The organism is Helicobacter sp. (genome assembly GCF_014799995.1).
GTDB lineage: Bacteria > Campylobacterota > Campylobacteria > Campylobacterales > Helicobacteraceae > Helicobacter_D.
Genome location: NZ_JAAVGY010000056.1, coordinates 78,501 through 84,942 on the forward strand (window position 1 = coordinate 78,501; position 6,442 = coordinate 84,942).

General features: G+C 36.4%; 5 protein-coding genes. 3 read left to right on the plus strand and 2 right to left on the minus strand.

The features are described 5' to 3' along the window. The first annotated feature begins 103 nt into the window (after positions 1-103). Genes HDT10_RS08710 through HDT10_RS08720 form a run of 3 tightly spaced genes read left to right on the plus strand, consistent with a single transcriptional unit; the run spans position 104 to position 5,423 of the window. Complete coding sequence (locus HDT10_RS08710) at positions 104-2,176, plus strand: flagellar hook-length control protein FliK (RefSeq protein WP_290882406.1); 2,073 nt, start codon at positions 104-106, stop codon at positions 2,174-2,176. Between the two features lie 10 nt (positions 2,177-2,186). Then, complete coding sequence (flgD, locus tag HDT10_RS08715) at positions 2,187-3,086, plus strand: flagellar hook assembly protein FlgD (RefSeq protein ID WP_290882407.1); 900 nt, start codon at positions 2,187-2,189, stop codon at positions 3,084-3,086. Between the two features lie 30 nt (positions 3,087-3,116). Next, on the plus strand, positions 3,117-5,423 hold the full coding sequence (locus HDT10_RS08720) for a flagellar hook-basal body complex protein (protein WP_290882409.1): 2,307 nt from the start codon (positions 3,117-3,119) through the stop codon (positions 5,421-5,423). Between the two features lie 48 nt (positions 5,424-5,471). Here the strand turns inward: HDT10_RS08720 and HDT10_RS08725 are convergent, their stop codons facing one another. Beyond that, positions 5,472-5,783: a hypothetical protein gene (locus HDT10_RS08725; RefSeq protein WP_290882411.1), complete on the minus strand. Its 312-nt coding sequence runs from the start codon at positions 5,781-5,783 to the stop codon at positions 5,472-5,474. Between the two features lie 55 nt (positions 5,784-5,838). Continuing rightward, positions 5,839-6,309, minus strand: coding sequence for a hypothetical protein (locus HDT10_RS08730; protein WP_290882413.1), 471 nt, complete (start codon positions 6,307-6,309; stop codon positions 5,839-5,841). Positions 6,310-6,442 lie beyond the last annotated feature (133 nt).

Genomic DNA, 6,442 nt, shown 5'->3' on the forward strand with positions numbered 1-6,442 from the left:
GGATTCTATCTAAAAGAATCTTAAGAGTTAGCAAAAATCTTTGTGGAATAGTGTTTGCTTATCTCCTCGTAAAAGTTCTTAAATTTCAAAGAAAGGCGTAACAATGCTCTCTTTATTGGAAGTTGAAAAAGTCAATCAAAAAAATGTCATCAAAACCCAAAATACTCAAGGTGCGAGCGAGGGTGAAAGCGGAGGATTCGCTGAAATCTTTAATTTTCTAAACTTGGATAAAAGCACCAAAAAATCCGATGGAAATTCTAAAAAGATTGCCTCAAATGCGCAGGAATCTTCCCAGAATCAAAGTTTCAATAAACTTTCAAAAAATGAGAATCCAAGCAGTATTTTAAAAAGTTTAGATGAAAAATACAATCTTTCTAAAAATTTCTTAGAGTCTCAAAAAACAGAATCACAAACCAAGAATGCAAAAGCCAATATTCCTAATAACACTCGCACTTCTCTTCCGACTAGCACGACATTAAAAAGCGCAAGAGATTTATTGGAGTTTTCAAAGTCTCAAAAACAAGAAGCAAAGACTTTAAGGGATTTAAATGCGGTGGCAAATGATTTGAAGCTCAATATCCAAAAAATCAGTTTGCAAAAGGGCGAAGAGAATCAAAATAAAAATATCAAAAATCTTTTTGCCAAACAAGAAATCTCGCCTGCTAAAGAATTTCTTAATTCTAGTGAGAGTATTAGAATCAGTAAAGAAGCAAATTCACAAATAGTGCAAAAACCCAAACAAGAATCCCCTAATATTTTGAGCAATCTTTTGCAAGATAAGGAATTGATAGATAAAAAATCGCATCAAACTTCCAAAGTTACCCAAGTCAAAACGGACTTAAAGGATTCTAAAATCCAAACTCAAAGTAAAGAATCTCTTGATAAAGAGGCAATAAAAAATCCTAAAAAAGAGGAAAAAATCCTTAAAAGTTCTAAAGATTTTGACAATAAAGTATCCCAAAAGGAAAAGGTAGAATCCAAAACAGAGATTAAAACAAACCAAACAGAAACTTTGGAGACAAAGGATAAATTCCAAAAAACAGAATCAAAACAAGATTCTAAAGAAAAGATAGAAAAAGCTCCAAACAAAGAGCAAATTAAACCGACAGAATCTACACAAGCAAAAGCGCAAGAGAAGATGGGAGACAAAACAATCAAAGAATCTCAAGAGGTTTTAAGGCAAGAATCCCTCAAACAAAACTCTATGCAGAGAGAGGAAATAAAACAAGAAAATATTGTGCAAGAAAAGGTTGTCAAAGAAGCGATAAATAAAGAATCTCAAAGTCCAAAAACAACTAATCAGACGAAATTGGCGCAAGACTTTGTCCAAAATCCTTTTGCCCCAAAAGACAAAAAGGAAGTGAAAGATTCTTTTATCAAAGAGGAGAGGGAAGACAAAAGGAATATCAAGAATCCAAAGGCTAGCACGGCACAAAATGCTAACAACTTGGGCACTTTATTAAAAGAAGAAAATATAAGACAGGAGATGAAGCAGCAAGATATTTTCTTGGATAATTTGTTGAAAACCACAGAAAAATCTACCCAAACTCCCAAAGAGACATTGCGAGAGGTTGTTAAAGAAGTAAATAAAGGAAATCAAGAGAAGTCAAAAATCAATCAAGAGATTTTTCAAGCCACTTCACAGGCACAAGTAGAGAATCGCTTCAGTGTGCAGAATACATTTTTGCATTTTAGCGATAAGTTAAGGGAGGCTTTGCAAAACTATCGTCCGCCAATCACAAAGCTTTCTTTGGAATTAAATCCAGAGAATCTAGGAAGCGTGGAGCTAACGATTACTAAGCGCGGAGAGAATATTTCTGTGCAAATTAGCTCCAACCCCAATGCCTTACAACTCTTTATGCAAAATGCGCAAGAGTTTAAAAATAGCTTAAGCAATCTAGGACTTAATGATGTGAATTTGGAGTTTAAAGATAGCGGGGGGAATAGTCTAGGAAATGGAGATTTTAGCGGTTCTAATGGTGGAGAGAATGGAGGATTCCAAGAACAAAACAAAAGAGGAAATGCTCCAAAAGAACAAGAATTTGAGCAAAATTTTGATGAAAATTCAAAAAACACTCAAAAATGGAACGAAAATAGCTTACACATTTACAAAGAAGTGAATAACCCTTATGCCAAAGTGGCACTTGTGGAGATTAACTTTTCATATTATGCTTAAGGAGTAAATTATGTCATCAACAACAGCCACAGGTTTGCAAGGAAGCTACCAACAACCAACTTCCACAAGCGCAAAAGAATGGAGCAATCCCCTAGATGATAAGGAGATTCCAAAAAATGAGAGCGAAACAGGCGGGAACTCTCTCTCTAATGAAGCGTTTATGCGATTGTTTTTGGAGCAACTCAAAAACCAAGACCCAACAGCTCCAATGGAAACACAAGAGATTCTAACCCAAACTGCGCAATTAACACAAGTAGAAGCGCAAGAAAAAATGAAAACGGCAATGGAAAAAATGACAAGCGCAATGGAATCTATGCAAGAAACCAATAATAAGACGATTGAATCTCAACAAAAAATGATAGAGTCTCAAGAAAAAATGCTAGAATCCTTAGGCTTGCTTTCTAATAGCATTATGGATAGCAATATTCTAAGTGGCTATAACTCTGTGAGCGTGATTGGCAAAATGGCAGAGACAGGCTTAGATACGATTACCATTGAGAAAAATGACAAAGTTGAATTTGGGCTTTACTTTGATGAACCTATTGACGCAAGCAAAGGGAATCCAAAAATCACGATTGTTTCTAATAAAGTGGTTACAGATGACAATGGAAAAGAAGATGTGGAAAAAACAATCGTTAAAGAAATTGACCTTAGTGCTTATGATGGAAAAAGCGGTTGGATTACCTTTGAATGGGATACAAAAGATAATGGCGGAACTTATGTCAAAGCTGGGGATTATACTATCACAGCAGAATATAACTTGGATTCTACAACCAATAAATATTTAGAGACTTCATTGGGGCGCGGAGTAGTTCAAAGCGTCATCTTTGATAATGGTGTGCCTTATGTGAAACTTGGTGAAATGGTTGTTCCAATTACTTATGTTTATTCATTTGAGCCAAAAAGTTAATAAAACAAGCTGCATAGATAAGGATTGATGATGACAGGTGCATTTTATAATGGAATCAGCGGTGTTAGAACGCATCAATTTGGGATTGATTCCACTTCTAATAATATTTCAAACATTAATACCATAGGTTATCGCGCAAACTTACCGGAATTTAAAAGTCTTTTTGCGGTAAGTATGGATTTTGTCAATTCTAGCTCTCCTATTTCTAATGATTATAACTATGGTTCTACAATAGGTTCTAACGCAATTAATGCCAATGACGGGACTTATGTAAGCGCAGACGGAGATTATAATGTCGCATATAGCGGTAAGGGTTGGTTTGTCGTTGGCTTAAACAAAAATGGTGCTTTTGATATTAATGCACCTGTTTATGACGGAACACAGAGAAATTATTTTACACGTGATGGCTCATTTGGTTTGGACGGCGAAGGGTATTTGGTTAATTCTAGCGGCTATTATATGTATGGAATCAATCTAGGAAAAATTGCAGCCGATGGAACATTGACAGGCACAAACAATCTACAAGCAGACTATGCAGGGCTTTCTGGCTCTAATTTGCAGCCTTTACAGATTCCTAGAAATTTGCAGTATAAACCTACTCTAACCACAGAAGTAGGGTTGTCTATCAATCTTAACCGCACACAAAACCCAAAGGGAATCGGAAATTTACAAGATGCCAATGGAAATTTTAGTATGGATAAATTTCTCACTCAAGACATTAATTCTATGATGAATGCAAGCGGTGATTCACTAGACCCTAAAAACTATAAAGACATTAGCATAAGCCTTGAGAGAGGGGGAGTTACCATACAATATACTTTCACTTATGGGGCAGAAGAAAATGGCTTTAAAACAATGGGTGAGCTAATGAATCTTATCAAAGAGCAAACCGGTTTGAATTTGGGGTTGAAGCTAGATAGTGAGGGAAATCCTAGTGATTGTTCCTTGTATCTTAGCAATGCAGGTATGCAAGATGTCAAAGTAAGCGTTAATGGTAAGCTTGCGGATAAATTGGGATTAAAAGCTACAAGCATTAATTTAGAATCTGCCTTTGGCGGTGTTGTGAAAGACTTTGTGAGTGGCGCAGAATACCAAAATCAAGAATATGTCAAATATCAGGGTATGATTTTTCAAAAAAATGGCGAGGGTGTCGCTAATGGCAATCCTATTGATAATCCTAATGGTTGGACACTTGTAGATAGTAGCGGAGTCTCTCCTTATCAAGAAGTGCAAGCAAAGGGATACGAAAAAGATGCGTTTGTCGTCAGTGGAGGCAGGATTTATAGAAAATTAACAGATGCGGGAGAGGTTACAGAAATCATTGACCCACAAACAGGCGCGACTACGATTGCTTTGCCACAAAATGACGCAACGAATTGGGAAGAAGTAGGAAATGCCACATTAGGAGAAGTTCAAGAGTATGCACAAGGAACATTCTATGCAGAAAATTCTGTCGTGAGCTATAATGGAATCCTTTATCGTAAAGTCAATAGTGCAGGTAATACGAATCCTTTAGAGGATAATATGGGTTGGAAAATGCTAAGTGTTTCAAGCATTAGCAGCACACAGCTTCAAGTGCCTACCTATGAGACAAATACTGAAATTTATAGCGATTCAGGCGAAAAATTTCTTTTAAGAACCCAATATATCTTGCTCAATCAAGCCGATAGGAGTGTAACTCCAGAAGTGCTAGAACGTTGGGAAGTGCGCAGCAGTATTTATAATGGAATCGGGGAAGTGATGATTAGTGAGAATCCAGTCATCAATGAAATCACTTTTAATGATGATGGCACAGCGAATGCTCCAATATTCCAAGTGCCTTTCAATGGTGGAAGTGTGAGTGTGAATTTAACCCAATCTGCGGACGGCAAAACCTCAAGCAATTTTGCTTATGCGGATTCTGATACAAAATCCACTACACAAGATGGCACAGCAGCAGGAATAATGAAAGATGTTGTGATTAATGACGATGGCATTATTCTTGTGAATTTTACTAATGGCAAGCTAGAGCCAATCGGACGCTTTGGAATTGCTGCTTTTGTGAATGACCAAGGGCTTAGCAAAGTGGGCGGGAATTTGTTTCAGATTAACGCACGCACAATCAATGGAGAAACTGCGGTTGTCAGCGGTCCGCCTTTACTTGCTTGGGAAGAGGGCGGCACAGCAAGCTTGAAGTTTGGTAAAGTCTTAGATCATATGCTAGAAATGAGCAATGCAGATACAGGGACTTCATTAACAGACTTGATTGTCTATCAAAGAGGCTATCAAATGAGTGCGAAATCTATCACGACTGCCGACCAATTAATGCAAGAAGCAATTCAGCTCAAACGCAACTAAATTTTTACTTGTTGCGTTTTGATGACGCAAAAGAATCCCTACCAATTTTCAGTTTTGACTATTCTCTTTGTTTTTGGGTTCATATTCTTCATAGAGCATTTCTCCTGCACCATTATCATAGACTTTGTAATACAATGATTTGTTATTCAATGCTGTTGTGAGAGTTAAAACGATAAATGGCAACATTCCATTATTTTTCAACTTTGGTTGGCTTTGATAGATTCTTTTCTTCCGCAGATAAAGAGAGACCAAACTCGTCAAAACTTCTTCTACTGAATCATTTAAAACTGTTGTTGCCCATTCTTCACTATCGCATCTGTAATTGGGTTCTTCATTTATTTTCCTGCAGCCACCCAACACTAATATTGCAAAAAATACATAATATCAAACCAAATCTTTTCATTTTGCCGCCTTGTCATCTCTTATTGCGATTTACAATGTATCGTGCGTAGAATATTGAAGGAACAAACAATAAAGTATTTAGAATGAGCAATATTGTTCCTTGTAAAAAACATATCAAAAATGCGTGTGTAGGTGTTTGGGTGTCTTTAGGGACGATAAATTGAATTACTATTGCATTCAAGAGCGGTATAAAAGCAATGATGCGAAGTGTGTCATTGTATGCACCCCTAAATTTATATGCAATAACACCAAAACAATAGAGATATAAACCAAAAAATACACAAAATATTGTTGTAGTGGATAGCAAATCTGGAAGCAGGAAAGATAGTAAAATACTTGGCAATAAACTTCCTAAAACCCAATACAATAAATGCCTCAAATAAATATTTTCATAGAACCAAACATCGTTAATCTCAGTAGCAGACTTTGCCACACCTACTAACTGCTCCACCAATTGCTTTGCTAGGGTTTTAAATCCATTCATTTTTGCTCCTTAAAATTAAAAAATAGCAAAAATTCCACCCCCACCCCCCCCTTTTTTTTTTTATTTTTTATGCGTTCATGCCCTAATCCATAAAATGCTTCATTCTCATTTGCTTCAAAGCTGACACGGATTT